General features: G+C 72.2%; 14 protein-coding genes. 11 read left to right on the top strand and 3 right to left on the bottom strand.

Features of this window, described 5'->3' with window-relative positions; translation table 11 throughout:
• Positions 1-22: 22 nt before the first annotated feature.
• The gene (locus OG413_RS27145) at positions 23-1,204 is read left to right on the top strand and encodes a glycosyltransferase (RefSeq protein WP_266809601.1); all 1,182 of its coding nucleotides are present in this window, start codon (positions 23-25) and stop codon (positions 1,202-1,204) included.
• A gap of 107 nt (positions 1,205-1,311) precedes the next feature.
• Here the strand turns inward: OG413_RS27145 and OG413_RS27140 are convergent, their stop codons facing one another.
• The gene (locus OG413_RS27140) at positions 1,312-2,655 is read right to left on the bottom strand and encodes a TerD family protein (RefSeq protein WP_266809599.1); all 1,344 of its coding nucleotides are present in this window, start codon (positions 2,653-2,655) and stop codon (positions 1,312-1,314) included.
• 260 nt (positions 2,656-2,915) lie between these two features.
• On the opposite strand from OG413_RS27140, the gene OG413_RS27135 reads away from it, so the two are divergent.
• The 4 genes from OG413_RS27135 to OG413_RS27120 all read left to right on the top strand — a co-directional run bounded on the left by OG413_RS27135 (position 2,916) and on the right by OG413_RS27120 (position 7,856).
• On the top strand, positions 2,916-3,434 hold the full coding sequence (locus OG413_RS27135) for a DUF6643 family protein (protein WP_266809597.1): 519 nt from the start codon (positions 2,916-2,918) through the stop codon (positions 3,432-3,434).
• A gap of 115 nt (positions 3,435-3,549) precedes the next feature.
• The gene (locus OG413_RS27130; RefSeq protein ID WP_266809595.1) at positions 3,550-4,374 is read left to right on the top strand and encodes an MOSC domain-containing protein; all 825 of its coding nucleotides are present in this window, start codon (positions 3,550-3,552) and stop codon (positions 4,372-4,374) included.
• A gap of 165 nt (positions 4,375-4,539) precedes the next feature.
• Positions 4,540-5,148, top strand: coding sequence for a hypothetical protein (locus OG413_RS27125; RefSeq protein ID WP_266810391.1), 609 nt, complete (start codon positions 4,540-4,542; stop codon positions 5,146-5,148).
• A gap of 263 nt (positions 5,149-5,411) precedes the next feature.
• The gene (locus tag OG413_RS27120) at positions 5,412-7,856 is read left to right on the top strand and encodes a right-handed parallel beta-helix repeat-containing protein (RefSeq protein WP_266809593.1); all 2,445 of its coding nucleotides are present in this window, start codon (positions 5,412-5,414) and stop codon (positions 7,854-7,856) included.
• On the opposite strand, the gene OG413_RS27115 is transcribed toward OG413_RS27120, so the two are convergent.
• Positions 7,826-10,192 carry a hypothetical protein gene (locus OG413_RS27115; RefSeq protein ID WP_266809591.1) on the bottom strand — a complete coding sequence of 789 codons (2,367 nt, stop codon included), beginning with the start codon at positions 10,190-10,192 and terminating at the stop codon, positions 7,826-7,828. The two genes, OG413_RS27120 and OG413_RS27115, sit on opposite strands and share 31 nt — an antisense overlap.
• 324 nt (positions 10,193-10,516) lie before the next feature.
• On the opposite strand from OG413_RS27115, the gene OG413_RS27110 reads away from it, so the two are divergent.
• From OG413_RS27110 to OG413_RS27095, 4 genes are all read left to right on the top strand, one after another.
• Positions 10,517-11,362, top strand: coding sequence for a DeoR/GlpR family DNA-binding transcription regulator (locus OG413_RS27110; RefSeq protein ID WP_266810390.1), 846 nt, complete (start codon positions 10,517-10,519; stop codon positions 11,360-11,362).
• A 186-nt stretch (positions 11,363-11,548) separates the two neighbouring features.
• Positions 11,549-12,028, top strand: a complete 480-nt coding sequence (locus OG413_RS27105; RefSeq protein ID WP_266809589.1) for an SRPBCC family protein — start codon at positions 11,549-11,551, stop codon at positions 12,026-12,028.
• 134 nt (positions 12,029-12,162) lie between these two features.
• Complete coding sequence (locus OG413_RS27100) at positions 12,163-14,166, top strand: hypothetical protein (protein ID WP_266809588.1); 2,004 nt, start codon at positions 12,163-12,165, stop codon at positions 14,164-14,166.
• 165 nt (positions 14,167-14,331) lie between these two features.
• On the top strand, positions 14,332-14,811 hold the full coding sequence (locus OG413_RS27095) for an SRPBCC family protein (RefSeq protein WP_266809586.1): 480 nt from the start codon (positions 14,332-14,334) through the stop codon (positions 14,809-14,811).
• A gap of 76 nt (positions 14,812-14,887) precedes the next feature.
• Here the strand turns inward: OG413_RS27095 and OG413_RS27090 are convergent, their stop codons facing one another.
• Positions 14,888-16,021, bottom strand: coding sequence for a PLP-dependent cysteine synthase family protein (locus OG413_RS27090; RefSeq protein ID WP_266809584.1), 1,134 nt, complete (start codon positions 16,019-16,021; stop codon positions 14,888-14,890).
• A gap of 297 nt (positions 16,022-16,318) precedes the next feature.
• Here OG413_RS27090 and OG413_RS27085 point away from each other — a divergent pair, with 297 nt between their 5' ends.
• On the top strand, positions 16,319-16,636 hold the full coding sequence (locus tag OG413_RS27085) for a hypothetical protein (RefSeq protein WP_266809582.1): 318 nt from the start codon (positions 16,319-16,321) through the stop codon (positions 16,634-16,636).
• A 293-nt stretch (positions 16,637-16,929) separates the two neighbouring features.
• Positions 16,930-17,448 carry an ATP-binding protein gene (locus OG413_RS27080; protein ID WP_266809580.1) on the top strand — a complete coding sequence of 173 codons (519 nt, stop codon included), beginning with the start codon at positions 16,930-16,932 and terminating at the stop codon, positions 17,446-17,448.
• Positions 17,449-17,461 lie beyond the last annotated feature (13 nt).

Raw genomic sequence — 17,461 nt, 5'->3', positions numbered from 1 at the left:
GAAGTGGGGCAGACTTCGGCGGATGAGCGCCGTTGCCTGGATCGCCGTGGGTTCGCTGATCGCGTGGGTGTGGCTGCTGCTGGGGCAGGGGTTCTACTGGCGCACCGACCAGCGGCTGCCCCGCCACGCGGAGCCCCCGCGCTGGCCGTCGGTCACCGTCGTCGTGCCCGCGCGCGACGAGGCCGCGATGCTGCCGGTGAGTCTGCCCTCGCTGCTGGCCCAGGACTATCCCGGGGAGGCGGAGGTCATCCTCGTGGACGACTGCAGCCGGGACGGTACGGGGCAGGTGGCCAGGGATCTGTCGGTACGGCTCGGCGGGCTGCCGCTGACCGTGGTCTCGCCCGGGGAGCCGGAGCCGGGCTGGACGGGCAAGCTGTGGGCCGTACGGCACGGGATCGCGCTGGCCCGGCAGCGGAAGCCGGAGTTCCTGCTGCTCACGGATGCCGATATCGCGCATGAGCCGGACAGCCTGCGGGATCTGGTGGCCGCGGCCGGTACCGGGGGGCCGGACGCCTTCGACATGGTTTCCCAGATGGCGCGGCTGCGGGTGGCGAGTGGCTGGGAGCGGCTGGTGGTGCCCGCCTTCGTGTACTTCTTCGGGCAGCTCTACCCGTTCCGGCGGGTGAACAGGGCGGGGGCCCGTACGGCGGCCGCGGCGGGTGGCTGTGTGCTGCTGCGCACGGAGGCCGCCGAGCGGGCCCGGATCCCGGAGTCCATCCGGCAGGCGGTGATCGACGATGTGTCGCTGGCCCGTGCGGTGCAGCGCAGCGGCGGCCGGATCTGGCTGGGGCTCGCGGAGCGGGTCGACAGTGTGCGGCCGTATCCGCGGCTCGGGGACCTGTGGCAGATGGTCTCGCGCAGCGCGTACGCGCAGCTGCGGCACAGCCCGCTGCTGCTCGCCGGGACCGTTCCGGGGCTCGCGCTCGTCTATCTCGGTCCGCCCGTCACCCTGGTGGCCGGGCTGTTGACGGGTGATCCGGTGGCTGCCTGGGCGGGCGGGGCGGCGTGGGCGGTGATGACGGGGACGTATCTGCCGATGCTGACGTACTACCGGCAGTCGCTGTGGCTCGCGCCGTTGCTGCCGTTCACGGCGGTGCTGTATCTGCTGATGACGGTGGACTCGGCGGTGCAGCACTACCGGGGCCGGGGGGCGGCCTGGAAGGGGCGCACCTACTCCCGCCCCGAGGCCACCCCCGACCTGTGACCCGGCCACCGCGACCCCGCCCATGACCGAGCGGGTGCCTGCCGGAGGCCGAGGGGATGTCTTGTCGGAGGGCGGCCGACGCCCTGCGCGGGCCCACCGGCCTCCGTCTACTTGCGGCCCGGGGTCCAGTTCATTCCCCACCCGTACGCGGCGTCGATGGTGCGCTGCGGGCTCACTCCGCGCTCGGGTACGAGATAGCGGGCCTCGCGCTGCACCGTGAGGTCTCCGGCGTTGTTGCTGATCAGCGCGAGGGCGCAGACGGTCGAGGGCACCGTGCATTCGTCGAGGGAGAAGTCGATCGCCGCGCCGTTCTGCGGCTGAAGAGTGACGGTGGCATGGAGATCGGCGAAACTCCGGGCACCTTCATAGATGGTGACGAAGATCAGAACGCGGCGGATCCGGTCCTTGTGGTCGAGGTTGACGGTGAGGTTCTCACCGGTGGAGACGGCGCCGGTGCGGTCGTCCCCGTCCAGATGGATATAGGGCGGCTGCCGCAGAGAGCCGAAGGCGTTTCCGAGTGACTGGACAACTCCCTTGCTGCCATCGGTGAGTTCGTAGAGAGCGCAGAGATCGAGATCGAGGTCGGCGTGCATGGCGATGGCCCGGCCGAGTTTGGCGCCCCAGCCCTTGAACTGTTTGCGTACTTCCCAGTTGAGATTGACGCGAAGCTCTCCGGAGGTACCGCCCTGTTTGGCGAGCGAGACGGAAGGGGCTTCCTTCGTCAGCGTGACCTTGGCCAGCCTCACCGGCGCGGCGGCGGGCGGTGCGGGTGGGGCGGGTGTGATTGCCGGGGGCCGGACCGCGGGCGGGGACTGAGGCCGGTGCGCACTCTGCGGCTGCTGCGATCGTTGCGGCTGTAGCGTCGGCCGTGACGGCTGGGCCTGCTGGGCCTGCTGGGCCTGCTGCGGCTTCTGGGGTTCGTCGACCGAGATCCCGAAGTCCGTGGCGAGTCCCTCAAGTCCCGTGCCGTACCCCTGACCGACGGCACGGAACTTCCAGGCGCCCTGACGCAGGTACAGCTCCCCGAGAATGAAGGCGGTCTCGACCGTGGCGTCCGTGCTCTCGAAGCGGGCGATCTCCGCGCCGCTCGCCGTGTCCACGATCCGTACGTACAGACCGCTCACCCGCCCGAAACTGCCGCCGTCCGCCGAAGCCGCCACGATGACGCGGTCGATCGCGGGCTCGATCCGCGCGAAGTCGACCGCGAGGGTGTCGGTGACGCTGTCGCCGGTGGTGGCCTTACCCTCGTACCTGACGGCACCGGAGACGTGTGCGGGCTGGTTGTAAAAGACGAAGTCCGCGTCGCTGCGGACCTTTCCCGACACCAGAAGCAGGGCTGACGCATCGACATCCGGGGTCCCCGGAGAGGCCCGCCATCCCAATTCGACCCGCACAGCCTGAGCCGGCACCGGAACATTGCTTCCCTTTAGCATGGTCATGCTCGCTCCCATCGCGAGTCGGGCTGCCCGAAAAGCTTTTCCCGCCAACCTAATCCCCCGGCCGGCCGGGGCGCCCGCGGCCCTCACGGGGACCTGCTCGGCGATCTGCCGGTAACCCCCCGTGAACTCGCCCTTTACACGATCACTACGCCACTGGGCGCCCTTTTTTGCCAAGTTCGCTCGCATTGGGGATCGCGGTTCACTCACAACACGCAAAACAACCCTCTTATCGGGCTCCCCAACCAGCACATCGTGGGCTTAACTTAGGTGTCATGACCTCCCCCCGCTCCACCTACGGCGGCGGCTACTACGCCGCACCGTCGTTCCCCGACACTCCGATCTACGACTCCCTGGTCGCGGAGCGGGGCACCCCTCAGATCGCGCCGATCCGAGTGCCTGCCGCCTACGACACCGGCAACAGCTATCTGCCTGCCCTGCCGTCGGCGTTGCCGGCTCTTCCCGCGGCTCCTTCGCAGGCCAACGGGTCGTACGGCTACCAGCAGCCGATGGCGCCGCAGTATCAGCAGCAGGCCCCGGCGCAGCACGCGCCGATGCAGCCCGCCCAACTGCAGCACGCCCCGGCGCCGTACATCCCGCAGCAGCCGGCCCCGGCGCGCGGCTATCAGCAGCAGCCCCCGGCCCGGGGCTATCAGCCCCAGCCACAGCCGCCGCGGCCCGCACCCGGCACCGGGTACGAGTCGATGCGGCCGGCTTCGCCCAGGCCGGCCCCGGCACCGTCCCCCTACGAGGACCCGTACAACAACCGCCCGTACCAGGGCCGGGGGTACTGACAGAGGCGGACAGGCACCGCACGGCGGGCCCACGGCCACACGCGCGCGCGACGGCACCGTATGCCCGTTCCGGGCCGGTCACGCGCGTTCAGGGGTGGCTGGCAGGATGGACGGCATGGCTTCTCCCATGCTCCGGTCCATTCATGTGCATCCGGTCAAATCACTGGCCGCGTGTGCCCGCGAAGAGGTCGTCGTCGAGCCATGGGGACTCGACGGCGACCGGCGCTGGATGCTGATCGACCACACGGGCAGGGCCGTCACGCAACGTCAGCAGCCGCGCATGGGGCAGGTTTCCGCCGCGCTGACCGGGGACGGCGGGGTGACGTTGTCGGCGCCGGGGAGCGCGCCCATGACCGTGGAGGTACCCCCGCCCGGCCGCACTCTCACCGCCGAACTCCACGGGAGCAGGTTCGAGGTCGTGGAGGCCGCGGCCGCCGCGCACTCCTGGCTCGGTGATGTCCTCGATACGCCGGTCCGGCTCGTCCATCTCGACGCGCCGTCGCACCGCAGGCTCATCGACCCCGCCTACGCGCGCCCCGGCGAGACCGTCTCGCTCGCCGACGGGTATCCGCTGCTCCTCACCACCACCGCTTCGCTCGCCGCCCTCAACGCGCTGATCGCCTCGGGCGGCCATCCGGAGGAAGGCCCCCTGCCGATGAACCGGTTCCGGCCGAATGCGGTCATCGACGGCACCGGCCCCTGGGCGGAGGACGACTGGAAGCGGATCTCCATCGGCGAGGTCCCGTTCCGCGTGGTGAAGCCGTGCGGCCGCTGTGTCATCACCACCACCGACCAGCGCACCTCCGAACGCGGCAAGGAACCGTTGCGTACGCTCGCCCGTCATCGTCGGGTGGGGAAGGACCTTCTCTTCGGCCAGAATCTGATCCCCGACGGGACCGGAGTGATCCGGGTCGGGGATCCTGTCCGGATCCTCGACTGACGACAAGGAGTCCCGGCCGGGCCGGGAAGCGGGGAACTCGCCCGGACACAGCGGACGTTGGAGGGGCGAGGTCGCTCTCTCCTCGCTTCCCCGACAGGCGAACCCTGCCGTATCGGGATATCACGGATTCGGTGGGCCACGAATACGGAAGGGGGGCGCACGGTGATACGGGCGGTATCGGGAGTCTGGCGCTGGCGGCACAACCCCCTGCGCCGGTCCACCGATCGCAGCGAGGCCTGGCTGGCGTTGACCGCGCTGCTGCTGATCGCGCTGGCGGCGCCGGTGCTCGGCTGGATATGCGGTGCGCTCACCGACGACGCCCTCCAGGAGTCGGTGCGGGCCCAGCACGCGCACCGGCATCTCACGGCCGCGGTCGTCGTGCGCCGGGCCGCGGCGCCGCCGCGCTTCTCCGGGGACCAGGAAGGCTCTTCCGGACGGGCCACGCAGACCTCGGTGGTGGCCAAATGGCGAGCCCCCGACGGAAAACCCCGCAAGGGGACGGTGTCCACCACCTCCAAGGTCGGCGGCCCCGGCTCCCGGGTGCGGATCTGGACCGACGACTCGGGGCACCCGGCGCCGCGCCCCATGGACCCGCCCACGGCCCACACCCACGCGGTGCTGGCCGGAGTCGGCGTGTTCCTGCTCGCCACCGGGTTCGTCGAAGCGGGCAGGCGGCTGGTCCTCTGGCGCATGACCCAGCGGCGGTACGCACGGCTCGACCGGGCGTGGGCCAGCGCCGGACCGGACTGGGGCAGGACTGGGACGGGCACCTGACGGCCTCCCCCGCCCGCCGCCGGGGACGAAAAGGGGAGAGAGGGTGCACGGACAGTGATACGGCAAGGCCCGTCGGGCTGATCGACGGCCGACTCGTCAACTCCCGCCCTTCGCGCGCGCTACGGTGGACCGGCCGCCCGCCCCCTCGGCAGGCGGACCCGGAGCTGTCGTCGTCCCATGGCGGTGGCACCGGCACATCGCCCGCCGCACGCGGACGGACCCGGGGGATCGCACACAGCACGAGGTGGGGGCACAGCAGCGCCATGGCACAGGGCTCGGTCCAGGTGACGCACACCGGCACATCTCGATGGCGGCGCCGTACCGGCGAATACGCCTCCCTCTCCGCGGCTCTGGAAGCGGCGGCCGACGGCGACGTCCTCACCGTCGCGCCCGGGACCTACCGGGAGAATCTCGTCGTCCACCGCGCGGTCACGCTGCGCGGCCCCGAGGGCTCGGTCGGCTCCGTGCGGATCGCGCCGGTCGACGGCGTACCGCTGACCGTCCGGGCCTCAGCGATCGTTCAGGATCTGCATGTGGAGGGCCAGGACTCGACGGCCCCCGCTCTGCTCGTCGAGGACGGTGCGCCCGAGTTCACGGATCTGCGGATCGTGACCCGGTCGGCGGCCGGCATAGAGGTACGGGGCGCCGCCCGGCCCACGGTGCGGCGGTGCACCGTGGACAACCCGGCCGGTGTCGGCATAGCCGTACTGGACGGCGGTGGCGGGGTGTTCGAGGAGTGCGAGGTCATGTCCGCCGGTCAGTCCGGTGTCGCGGTGCGCGACGGCGGACATCCGCGCCTCGACCGGTGCCGGGTGCACCATGCGTCGGGCGCGGGTCTCAGCGTCACCGGAGAGGGCAGCGGCCTGGAGGCCATCGGCTGCGAGGTGTACGAGATCAAGGGCAGCGGGGTCCAGATCACCGCCCGCGCCTCCGCGCACCTCACCGACTGCACCGTGCACCGCACTTCCGCGGACGGGGTCACGCTCGACACCGACGCGGTACTGACACTCGCCGACTGCGACATCCATGACATCCCGGAGAACGCGGTGGATCTGCGGTCCCGTTCGGTGCTCACGCTGACCCGGTCCACGGTGCGCCGCTTCGGCCGCAACGGCCTCTCGGTCTGGGACCCGGGCACCCGGGTCGACGCCAACCAGTGCGAGATCCACGACAGCACCGGCGACTACCCGGCGGTCTGGGTGAGCGACGGGGCGACGGTGATACTCGACGCCTGCCGCGTCCATGACGTGCCCGACGCGATCTTTGTCCTGGACCGGGGTTCACGGGCCGATGTCGTGGACAGCGATCTCTCCCAGATCCGCAACACCGCGGTCTCGGTGAGCGACGGAGCCACCGCCCAGCTGGACGACTGCCGGATCCGGGAGGCGTCCACGGGTGCGTGGTTCCGCGACCACGGCAGCGGTGGCACGCTGAACAACTGCACCATCGACGCCGCCCAGACCGGAGTGATCGTCACCAAGGGCGCCGACCCGACCATCGAGCGCTGCACGGTCACCTCACCCGCCGAAGCGGGCTTCTACGTCTCCGCCGAGGGGCGCGGCACCTTCGACAGCTGCCGGGTCACGGGCAGCGACGGCTACGGCTTCCATGTGATGGACGGCTGCCGCACCACCCTCACCCGCTGCCGCACCGAACGGTGTGCCCGCGGAGGTTACGAGTTCGCGGAGGGCGGCGCCCCGCACCACGACGGGAACGGCACGGGCCCCGTGGTGGAGGACTGCACCAGCGACGAGAGCGGGCTGCGCGGGGCCGCCGCCGCCCCGGCCCCCGCGGTGCTGACGGCGACCCAGGCGACTCCCGGGCTGCTCGGCGCGATGCCGGGGCAGCGCGCGGCCGTGCGGAGCGCCCCGGTGACGGAGCCCGCGGCCGAGCCCGCCCGCGACCCGGGCTCGGTCCTCGGTGAGCTGGACGCGCTGGTGGGCCTGGACAGCGTCAAGCGCGAGGTACGGGCCCTCACCGACATGATCGAGGTCGGCAGGCGCCGCCAGGAGGCCGGGCTCAAGGCCGCCTCGGTGCGCCGCCATCTCGTCTTCACCGGCTCCCCCGGTACCGGCAAGACGACGGTGGCCCGGCTGTACGGGGAGATCCTGGCCTCCCTCGGGGTCCTGGAGCGCGGTCATCTCGTGGAGGTGTCCCGCGTCGATCTGGTCGGCGAGCACATCGGTTCGACCGCCATCCGGACCCAGGAGGCGTTCGACCGGGCGCGCGGCGGGGTGCTGTTCGTCGACGAGGCGTACGCGCTCTCGCCCGAGGACTCGGGCCGGGACTTCGGCCGGGAGGCCATCGACACGCTGGTGAAGCTGATGGAGGACCACCGCGACGCGGTCGTGGTGATCGTCGCCGGGTACACCCACGAGATGGAGCGGTTCCTCACCGTCAACCCCGGTGTGGCGTCCCGTTTCTCACGGACCATCACCTTCAACGACTACCTCCCCGAGGAGCTGCTGCGGATTGTCGGGCAGCAGGCCGAGGAGCACGAGTACAGCCTGGCGGACGGGACCGGGGAGGCGCTGCTCAAGTACTTCACGGCGCTTCCCAAGGGCCCCGCGTTCGGTAACGGCCGCACGGCCCGCCAGACCTTCGAGTCGATGGTGGAGAGGCATGCGGGCCGGGTCGCCCAGCTCGCCGAGACGAGTACGGACGATTTGACCCTGCTCTATCCGGAGGACCTCCCGGAGCTTGTCTGAGTCTCCCCGCCCGTCTGCCGCGGCAGGAGCGGCCCGAGCTGTTCGAGCAGCGCGGCCCGCTCCTGGGCGAAGACCGGGTCGGCCTGGTAGTCGGAATGCCCCAGGATCGGTTCGGGCAGGGGCAGTTCGGGGGTACGCCCGTAGGCCAGCGGGTCCTTCAGGGGTCCTCGGTCGACCTCGACGCCATGGCCCTCGGCGATGCGGACGGGGCCACCGATCGGATCGGTGAGGCGCCACAGATTGCGCCAGCAGTGCACGGAGCGGTGCAGCCCGCGCAGGGGTCCGGGACCGAAGTAGGCCGGGAACCACCGTCCGTACAGCCGTTCCAGCGGCGATCCGTAGGTGAGCAGGGCGACCCGGCGGCGGGTCTCGTCGGGCAGTTGCCAGACCGCGGACGCGGCGAGGACGCTGCCCTGGGAGTGGCCCGAGATGACGAGCCGGCCCTGAGGGTTCCCGCCGGTCCAGGCGGTCATCCGGGAGGCCAGGTCGGGGACGGCGCGTTCGGCGTAGCAGGGCGGCGCGAAGGGGTGGGCGGCGCGCGGCCAGAAGGTTCCCACGTCCCAGAGGATGCCGATGGTGCGGCGGGCGGAGGCGTCGCGGTAGGCGCGGCGACCGCAGGCGACGAACAGGATGAAGCCGAAGCCGACCAGCCAGGAGCCGGTCGACTGGGCGGTCTCCGCGAGCGATTCGATGGCGGGAGGGGCACCGTCCGCCGCCAGCCCCGGTACCTGTCCGCTCGCCCAGGCCCCGGCGACCGCTCCGGCTCCGAGCAGCAGGGTGGCGCCGGAGACCAGGCCGACGATCCAGGGTGCGGAATCGGTGAGCGCGGCCGCGGCCCGGGTGCGTGCGATCCGCCGGGTCCGTCCGGGCTCGGGCCGCTCGACGCCGTACTCCCGCTCGATGGCGCCGCCCATGCGGCGGGCGTTGCGCGCGGTGCGGACGACCAGGGCGATCACCGGAACGAGCAGGAGCAGCAGGAGGATCGGGATGATGGACGCCTGCCAGCTGAGCAGTACGGGCGGGCCTTCGATGGCGGCGCCGAGGCCCATGCCGGGCGTGCCGGGTCCGTCGAGCCAGTCGGCCACACGCTGGGCGACCCCGCCGGTCATGACGCCCCCGAGCGCGCAGGCGAGCATCGCGACGGCGGGCCCGCCCAGGCCGTACATGATGGTGCGGGGTTCGGGCGTGCGGCGGTACAGGCTCCGGGCCACGACGGCGAGGGCGACGACGAGCGCGCCCTGGCCGAGAGTGAGTGCGCGGAAGGCGACCTCACCGGGCAGCGAACCCGAGGACCCCCAGTCGGGGCGCGACCAGGCCGCGTATCCGGCGGCGAGGACGAGCAGGGCGAGCGCGGTGCCGGGCAGGAATGTGATGAGGGCGCTGTCGAGCCGTTTGTCCAGGCGCCGTTCGCTGCGGCCTCGGCTGCACACCACCCAGACGGCCACCAGGGCGCACAGTCCCAGAGCCGTCCCGAGCAGCCCGCCGAGGGTGTTCGGTACGGGGCTGTCGGCGGCCCGGTCGTGACGGGCGGCGGCCACGGTGAGACAGGCGGCGACGGTGAGGAATCCGGCCGCGGTGTGGGCGGCGCGGAGCCGGGCGACGAGCCTGCGGCCGTACCAGAAGCCGGCCCGGCCGAGTGCGGGGCGGACGGGGTCGGTCGCGGCGTGCGCCCGCGCGTTCGGCGTCTCCTCCTCCGGCTCGGCCCCGTCCAGGGGGCGCTGCGATTCGTACGCGCTCCAGGTGCGGTTGGAGAGGTACCACAGCAGTCCCACCAGTGCGGTGGGCACGAGCGCGGCGACCGCGAGGCGGCGTCCCGGCTGGGACCACCAGCCGCCCTGCTCCGACGACAGGAAGCCCAGCCAGGACCGCCGGTTCGAGCAGTCGGGTACGCCCGCGCACTGCCAGGCCACCAGGTCCAGGGCCACCTCGCAGGCCGCGGCGGTCAGCAGCACGGTGAGGCTGAGTGCGACGAGGCGCACCAGCACTCCGTACAGCCGGACGGCACGGGTGCGGCCGGAGGCGGTGGGCCGCATCCAGTGGGCGAGGTTGACCACCATGAACGGGAGCAGCAGCAGCCACAGGGCGCGGGAGCCGTTGCCGGAGGTGAGGTTGGACCAGCAGTACGCCTCCGCGACGGGTTCCTTCCCGTACCGCTCCGGGTGGTGTTCGCCGTCGATGTCCTCGGGGCGCCGGTAGACGGCCGCCGTCGCGTCACCGGTGACCCGGACCGTACGGGGATCGCCGAGCATCTCCTGGGGTGTGGTGCCGCCGACGCCGTGGACGAGCAGTTCCAGCGCTGCCCCGGAGCTCTGCGGGGCCTGGATGGCAGGGGGCAATGGGGTGACTCGCTCTCTGGGGCGCTCGGCCTCACGGCCGACGGGGGAAAACGGAGGACGACGGAGGACGAGGAGGGGGAGAGGCGGGGGGAAGCGGGGGGAGGGGAGGCGGAGGAAGAGGAGGGGAAGCGCGGAGGAGTTGGGGCGCCGCGCGGGACCACCGGCCGACGCGCGGTCACCAGAATCCCGGACCCGGGACGGGTGCGGCAGAGCTCTCACGGAATCTCCCCAGTGACGCGTCCGACATTCCTGCGTGGCAGGATGAGTACGTTCTGCGGGCCGCTGCGGGACCGTACGGCCAGAGGGAAGGACCGGGACCCGGCGTTGAGCGAGAATCAGAATCTGCTCGCGGAGCAGCGGCGTGCCCTGATCCTCGACGAGGTGCGCAGGCGCGGCGGTGTCCGGGTCAATGAGCTGACCCGGAAGCTGAACGTCTCCGACATGACCATCCGCCGGGATCTGGACGCGCTGGCCCGTCAGGGCGTCATCGAGAAGGTGCACGGCGGGGCGGTGCCGGTGGTCGAGGCGAGCACGCACGAGCCCGGGTTCGAGGCGAAGTCGACGCTGGAGCTGCGCGCCAAGGAGGACATCGCGCGGGCGGCCGCGGAGATGGCGGTTCCGGGCAGCGCGATCGCCCTGTCCGGTGGGACCACCACGTACGCACTGGCCCAGCATCTGGTGGACGTACCGGACCTGACCGTGGTGACCAACTCGGTGCGGGTGGCCGATGTGTTCCACGGGGCGCGGCATCCGGCCGCCGGTGGCGCGGCGCGGCCCGGTGCGGCAACGGTGGTGCTGACCGGTGGGGTACGGACCCCGTCGGATTCCCTGGTCGGTCCGGTCGCCGACCGGGCCATCGCCTCGCTCCACTTCGATGTGCTGTTCCTCGGTGTGCACGGGATCTCGGTCGAGGCCGGTCTGTCGACCCCGAATCTCGCGGAGGCGGAGACGAACCGGCGTTTCGTGCGGGCGGCGCGGCGGGTCGTGGTGGTGGCCGATCACACCAAGTGGGGCACGGTCGGCCTGAGTTCCTTCGCGACGCTGGACGAGGTGGCCGCGTTCGTCACGGACTCGGGCCTGTCGGCCGGGGCTCGCGAGGAGATCGAGGAGCATCTGCCGGGTCTCGTGGTGGCGGGCGAATCCCCCGCCGAGGCAGCCCCGGAGCGCTGATCCGCGGCGGCGGCGCCCGGTTCCGCCGATGGGTGGCAGTCCGGCCGGTGGCAGTCGGTGAGTGGCAGTCCGGCGGGTGGCAGTCCGGCGGCCGGGGCCGTTCCCGGAGGTTCCGCCCAGCTCGCCGTACGCCCCGGACGTTCGGACCGACCGGCACAAGGAGGCGGTCGGTCTTAGGATCACGGTGTGGCCGTCTTCCGGATCGAGCGCTTCACTCCCCTTCCCGCCGCCGAGTCCTGGCGCCGGGTGACCGACTGGGAGCGGCACGCCGCGCATGTCCCGCTCACCTCGGTCACTGTCCCGACCGGCTCTCCGTCCCGGATCGGCACCGTGTTCGTGGCCCGGACGGGTGTGGGTCCGCTGGCCTTCGACGATCCGATGGAAGTGGTGCGGTGGACTCCGCCGGCCGCCGGGCGTGCCGGGGCCTGCCGGCTGGAGAAGCGCGGGTCCGTGGTGCTGGGCCGGGCGTCGATCGATGTCCTGCCGACCAATTCCGGGTCCCATGTGGTGTGGGTGGAGGAGTTGCGCGTCCGGCTGCTGCCCGCCTGGGGTGATCCGTTGCTCGCCTCGTGCGGTCGGCGGATGTTCGGCGGGGTTCTGGACGCCCTGCTCGACGGGCCGGTGCGTCGGGCCACCGAGGGAACCGGGGCTACCGGCAGGTCCTGAAAGGCTGCTGACGGTTTCGGGAAGATCGACAACGACCGGGCGCACGATTCGGTGCGGGTGATGTGACCGTCACACGATTGACTCGTTTGACGGTATGACGTTCTCCCCACGTGGCCCCGGAAGGCACCGAACTCATGCCGATCCATCAACCGCAGCAGCGGCCCGACACCAAGAGCGGACGCCCCGGCGTCCAGCAGGCCGAGGCCGCGCTCATGGAGCACTACCCGCGCCTCGTCCGGCTCGCCTATCTCGTGCTGCCGCCCTCGCTCGGCCGGCACCGCAGGGTCCTCGCCGCCCACGGGGCGGTGCAACGGTCCCTGCCCGCACGGCGGGGTGCCGCACCCGAGCGGGTCCTGGTACCGGCCCAGACGCGAGCCCCCGCGTCCGGCGAGGGGCCGGTCGGGCCGCAGGGGGCCGCGTACACCTGGATGCGGCTACGGGTGCTCCGTGCCGCGCTGGCGTACGAGCGCCGGCCCCGCTGGTGGCCCGGACGCCTTCCCGCACCGGCCGCCCTGCGCCCCACCGTGCCGTCGGTACGGGGGCTGCGGCTCTTTCCCCGGGCGGGTGGCGTCGACGAACTCGCGCTGGACCGGGCCCTGTCCACGGTGTCGGGAGGGGTACGGGCCGCCTTCGCACTGCAGTTGCTGGAAGGGCTGCCGGAGCCCGAGGTCCGCGCGGTGCTCATCGAGGCCGGGTGGAGCCACGCCGCCGACGCGGTGCGGGCGGCCGGGCGGCTGGGCCGGCCCGACCGTTCGGCGGCCGAGGCGCTGTTGCGATCCGGTGAGTTCGATCCGTGCACGGTGCAGACCCGGCCCAGCGATCTGCTGCGGCGCAGGCACCGGACGCGCGCCGCGGCGGCCGTCGCGGCCCTGTGCGTGGTGGCGGGCACGCTGGCCGTGGTGGCCGAGGAGAGTTCCGACGGCGCGACGGAAGGGATCTCCCGGCGGGCGTCGCCGGTCGCCGCGCTCGATCCGGCGGGGCTGCTGCGCGCGGCGCCGACGGAGTGGGCGGACACCTCGCGGGTGGACTTCACCGCCTGGCCCGCCCGCGGCGACCGGCGCGGCGACCGTGCCCTGCTCGGCCGGGCCCTGCGGGCCTGGGGACAGCCCTCGCGTGCCGTGCGGGTTTCACGCGCCCCGGGCGCGGCCGACGCGCCCCCCGCCCAGCCACCCAGACTGCTGTACGCGGGCGACGTGGACGGGGCGGCCGTGGTCCTGCTCCACGACGGCGGCGTACGAGTGGTGCGCTATGCCGAACCGCTGTCCGGATCCGGCGCCCCGGCGCTGGACTTCGCGCGGGCCGACGACGCGGATGTGACGACGGGGGCGGCCGTGGTCGTCAGCCGGACGGGAGACCGGGCAAGGTTCCTGCTCGCCCCGTGGGTCTCGGAGACCACGACCCGGGATCTGCTCACACCGGACACCCCGGCCCGCCCCCTGGACGTGAGTACGGACGGTGTCACCGCTCCGGTGCCCCGTCCCGCACCCGGCGGTGACTGCGGTTCCTGGCCGGTCATGCAACTGCGGTCCTCGGAAAGCATCGTGGAGAACCATGCCTTCCTCCTGACCGACCTGGGTGATCTCACCCCGGTCCATCTCACGTACACGCCGAAGCCCGGCCGGGGTGCGCCGCCGCGTCAGCCGCGCGAGGCGACGGGTGGCGAGGCGTTGCTCGGCTGGGCACGCACCGCGTGTTCGCTGCGCTCCCTGCGGGGCACCGGCGTGCGCGCCGTGAACAACTGGGAGTTCGCCGAGCAGAGGCTTCCCGAGGGCGGCGCCCCGGTGGACTGGGTGTGCACACGGGCCGACACCTGGCAGGGGCCGGGCCGGATCCTGGTGCAGTTGCTCCAGCCGTCCGCCTCCCCCACGGCCCCGGCCGCGGTGGTGGCCGATCGGAGCGACACGGCGCTGTGCAGCCGGTTCGGGCAGCACATTCTGGCGAGCGCCCGCTGGAAGGCGCCGTCCGGCCGCTGGTACGTCCTGGCCGCGGGCAGCCGGGCGGTGAACCGCATCGAGGCCGCGGGGGCCGTGCGCGGCAGCGTGCCCGGCACGACGCTCGCGTTGCGGGCACCGCGGGACGCCGTGGTCGATCTGACGGCCCGGCTGCGGGAGGGCGGAACGATGCCGGCGGTGCGCTGAGGCCGGGCGCGGGTGCGGGGCGTGGGTCGGTGCGGGACGGGGGGCCGGTTACGGTCGGCACGGACGGGGGGCGGGCTGATCAGCGCATTTGGTACAGACATCTGACGTCGCGGCCGCTATCGTGTGCGCGGCTCTCCGTCGCCTATCGCCCGGGAGGTGCGTTCCATGGCACGCCGACTCCGTACCGTGGGCCTGGACTTCACCGAGTCCGCGCCGCTGTGCCTGGTCTTCGCCGCCGAGGTGGCCGCGCCTCCCGACGCCGTGTACCGGGCGCTCGCCGAGGATGTCGTGTCCTGGCCGTACTGGTTCACCGCGGTGACCAGGGCCACGCCCACCGATGCGGGGGCGGGCCGGGAGGTCCGGCTCAGGGGCGGCACGGTGTTCCGCGAGACGATCGTCGCCGCGGAACCGGACGTGCGGTACGCCTACCGGGTCGATGAGTCGAACGCACCTGGTCTGCGGGCCCTGTTGGAGGAGTGGCGGCTCACCCCGTCCGCGACCGGGACGCATGTGCAGTGGACGTTCGCCGCCGACGGGACCGCCCCTTTCCGGTTCGCCCTGGGGCTGGGGCGGGCGGGGGTGGGGCGCTCGTTCCGCGACGCCGTGCGCCGGCTCGGCGACCGGCTCGCGGCGGCGGCTGCCTGAGTGGCGCGCTTCCGTGCGCCGCGCGACCGCCCGGCGCGCGGGGTCCAGGCGGGCTGGGTTCGGCACACGGGTCCGGTCATTCGGGCCACTTGCCCGTGCTGAGGAAGCGGTCGACGGTCTCGGTGTACGGGGCGATGTCGAGGCCCTGCTCGCTCAGCCAGCTGTCGGAGTAGTACTTGTCGAGGTAGCGGTCTCCCGGGTCGCAGATCAGGGTGACGATGCTGCCGGTCCGGCCCTGTTCCACCATCTCGGCGACCAGCTTGAACGCGCTCCACAGACCGGTGCCGGTCGAGCCGCCCGCCTTCTTGCCGATGGCGCGTTCCAGGGCGCGCACCGCGGCGACGCTGGCCGCGTCGGGCACCTTCATCATCCGGTCGATGGCGCCCGGCACGAAACTCGGCTCCATCCGGGGCCTGCCGATGCCTTCGATGCGGGAACCGCAGTCGCTGGTGGCCAGCGGGTTGTGCTGGGTCCAGCCGTCGAAGAAACAGGAGTTCTCCGGGTCGGGCACGCAGATCCGGGTGTCGTGCTGCATGTAGCGGACGTACCGGGCAATGGTCGCCGAGGTGCCGCCGGTCCCGGCGGTGGCGACGATCCAGGCGGGTTCCGGGTACCGCTCCAGTCGCAGTTGCTGGTAGATCGACTCCGCGATGTTGTTGTTGCCGCGCCAGTCGGTCGCCCGCTCCGCGTAGGTGAACTGGTCCATGTAGTGGCCGCCGGTCTCGGCGGCCAGGGCCGCGGACTCCTCGTAGATCTTCCGGGAGTCGTCGACGAAGTGGCACTGCCCGCCGTGGAATTCGATCAGCCGGCACTTCTCCGGGCTGGTGGTACGCGGCATCACCGCGATGAACGGCACGCCGATCAGCTTCGCGAAGTACGCCTCCGAGACGGCCGTCGAGCCGCTGGACGCCTCGATGACCGGCTTGCCCCGGCGGATCCAGCCATTGCAGAGCCCGTAGAGGAACAGCGATCGGGCCAAGCGGTGTTTGAGGCTGCCGGTGGGGTGCGTCGACTCGTCCTTGAGGTAGAGGTCGATGCCCCACTGCTCGGGCAGGGGGAAGCGCAGCAGATGGGTGTCGGCCGAGCGATTGGCGTCGGCCTGGACCTTGCGTACGGCTTCCTTGAGCCAGGCCCGGTACTCCGGGTCGCTGCGGTCGATGTCCACGGTCGCCGTGGCCCCACCGCCCCGTCCGTGCCCACTGGTGTCCATCAGCGCGTTTCCTCCTCGTGTCACCGATACTCCCGTCCACCCACGATATTCCCCCCACCTGCGCAAACATTGACTTTGATATGCCATAGCACTGCCTTGGTGCGGATCGGCGGCACTGCCTCGGCGCGGCCCCGCCCGGCGCGCACTCGCACCCCTGCTGCGGTGTGGACGCGTGTGACGGCTGTGGCGTGCGGCGCCGGGGGGCGCGCGTCCGGTGACGGATGACACCTGGTGAACTCGGCCCGACCAGGGCAGACTGCCCAAGCAGGAGTCGGTACGAAGGGGGGCGAAGCCGCGATGACGGACGCCGAGTTCAGTGCGTCAGGGGTCAGGATCGAGCGATGGGCCAGGTCGCTGACCAAGGCGGGGCAGGTGGTCGTCAAGGACGGGCGGGTTGCCCTCCTGACGAGTTACGGGCGAGAGATCGACAGCGCCCCGGTGGGGGCGGTGAGCGCGGGCAAACGCTGGTTCGCGACCGCCGATTCGGCGACCGCGCGGGTCAACGGCGTGCGGTACCGGCTGACGATGGGGCAGCGCAGCCGCAGACGGGACGGTGCGGCTCCGGTGCACCGTTTCCTGGAGGTGCTGCACAACGCGGGCGGCCGACGGGGCTGACGACCGGACGGGGCGGACGGCCCGGGAGAGGCGGCGGTGCGGACGGCCCCGCGAGGGCTGTCCGGCGGCCGGGCGGAGTGGCCGGGCGGGCACCGCGAGTTGCGGAGCCGTAACCACTGGTCCACGCTGGACATACGTCACTGATGGTGCACCGGCGGTAACACTGCGATCCAGTCCGCCGGGCAGCAGCGATCAGGACGGACCGAGTAATAAGCAGACCAGAAACAGCAGCCAGCCATCTGCTGGATCCGTTCCTTCGTCTTCTTCCGGACCTATTTCGGGGAGTCGCAGCCGTGATCAGCGAGCCAAGCAGGCACTGCACGGTGGAGCTCCAGGCCCTGCCGTCGCGGATCGGTCAGGTCCGCAGAATCATTTCGGCGCAACTGCGCTACTGGCATCTCGATCCTCTGATCGACCAGGCAGCGCTGGGCGTCACCGAACTGCTGACCAATGTCCACCGGCATGCCCAGCCGGACAAGTCATGCACCGTCGAGATCGAGCTGCTGCTCGACCGGCTGACGGTCTCCGTCCACGACCACGACCCACGGCTGCCGACCGTGAACGAGGCGGATTCCTTCGCCACCTCGGGCCGGGGGCTCGCCCTGATCGCCGCGGTCAGCGAGAGCTGGGGCGTGCGGCCGAGCGGCCTGTCCGGCAAGGCGGTCTGGTTCACCCTTCCGGCGCCCTGCGACACCAGCACCCTGCCACCGCTCCCGGTGTACGGGTCGATGACCGACGGGCCGTTCGGTGCCGTGCGCACCGACCCCGTGGAGGCAGCCGCGAACCCCGCCCGGTCGGCCGTCGTCGGCTGACCGGGCGGGGCGG

It is taken from the genome of Streptomyces sp. NBC_01433, from assembly GCF_026340105.1.
Classification (GTDB): Bacteria; Actinomycetota; Actinomycetes; order Streptomycetales; family Streptomycetaceae; genus Streptomyces.
The sequence above is the reverse complement of the archived record's forward strand: the minus strand, read 5'-3'. Positions and strand labels throughout refer to the sequence as shown.

What these genes read in the sequence shown, in the direction of transcription:
- OG413_RS27095 (WP_266809586.1), top strand. Translation starts at nt 14,332, where the DNA reads ATGGCACGCCGACTCCGTACCGTGGGCCTGGACTTCACCGAGTCCGCG.
- OG413_RS27140 (WP_266809599.1), bottom strand. Translation starts at nt 2,655, where the DNA reads ATGGGAGCGAGCATGACCATGCTAAAGGGAAGCAATGTTCCGGTGCCG.
- OG413_RS27085 (WP_266809582.1), top strand. Translation starts at nt 16,319, where the DNA reads ATGACGGACGCCGAGTTCAGTGCGTCAGGGGTCAGGATCGAGCGATGG.
- OG413_RS27145 (WP_266809601.1), top strand. Translation starts at nt 23, where the DNA reads ATGAGCGCCGTTGCCTGGATCGCCGTGGGTTCGCTGATCGCGTGGGTG.
- OG413_RS27100 (WP_266809588.1), top strand. Translation starts at nt 12,163, where the DNA reads ATGCCGATCCATCAACCGCAGCAGCGGCCCGACACCAAGAGCGGACGC.
- OG413_RS27090 (WP_266809584.1), bottom strand. Translation starts at nt 16,021, where the DNA reads ATGGACACCAGTGGGCACGGACGGGGCGGTGGGGCCACGGCGACCGTG.
- OG413_RS27120 (WP_266809593.1), top strand. Translation starts at nt 5,412, where the DNA reads ATGGCACAGGGCTCGGTCCAGGTGACGCACACCGGCACATCTCGATGG.
- OG413_RS27135 (WP_266809597.1), top strand. Translation starts at nt 2,916, where the DNA reads ATGACCTCCCCCCGCTCCACCTACGGCGGCGGCTACTACGCCGCACCG.
- OG413_RS27130 (WP_266809595.1), top strand. Translation starts at nt 3,550, where the DNA reads ATGGCTTCTCCCATGCTCCGGTCCATTCATGTGCATCCGGTCAAATCA.